The organism is Streptomyces sp. NTD107, from assembly GCF_059510435.1.
Genome location: NZ_JCAJZV010000045.1, coordinates 1 through 653, shown reverse-complemented (window position 1 = coordinate 653; position 653 = coordinate 1). Strand labels below are relative to the sequence as shown.

At 70.3% G+C, this 653-nt stretch carries 1 protein-coding gene; it reads left to right on the top strand.

All coding sequences use genetic code 11. The features are described 5' to 3' along the window. Positions 1-149: 149 nt before the first annotated feature. The coding region (locus tag AC5WRL_RS28095; RefSeq protein WP_496091498.1) for a DUF742 domain-containing protein at positions 150-653 on the top strand (504 nt) is incomplete at its 3' end.

Here is a 653-nt window from a genome sequence, read left to right as displayed (position 1 = left end):
GCCGGATCTGCGCGCCGAGCTCCAGGGCAGCCTGCTCAAGTAGCGGGCTGCTTGTGCGGATTGGGCCCGCGCACCTTAAGGTGCGGGGGTGATGGCGAAGCGGTGAGCGCGTTTCGCGCGGGTTGACGATGGCAGTCGGAGGAGGACACGTGACAACGCCCCCAGGCGGACCGTACGGCAGTGACTTTCCGGCACAGCCGCACAGCGGTGGGCAGTCCGGACGGTTCAACTTCCCCTCGGCACCCAGCGGCGGTCACCGGCGCGCCGCGCCGGACCAGCGCGTCGATGCGGCGCCCCCGCAGCGGCAGCCGCAGCCGGAGCAGCCACGGCGGCGCTCCTTCGACAGCGAGCCGCAGCCGCTGGTGCGTCCGTACGCCATGACGGGTGGCCGGACCCGGCCGCGTTATCAGCTGGCGATCGAGGCGCTGGTCTCCACCAGCGCCGACCCCGCCCAGCTCAGCGGTCAGCTCCCGGAGCATCAGCGGATCTGCCAGCTGTGCTACGAGGTCAAGTCCGTCGCCGAAGTCTCCGCCCTCCTCTCCATTCCTCTCGGTGTCACCCGGATTCTGGTGGCCGATCTGGCTGAGGCTGGGCTTGTCGCGATTCACCAGCCGGGTCATGAGGGGGAGCCCGGCGGTCAGCCTGATGTGACA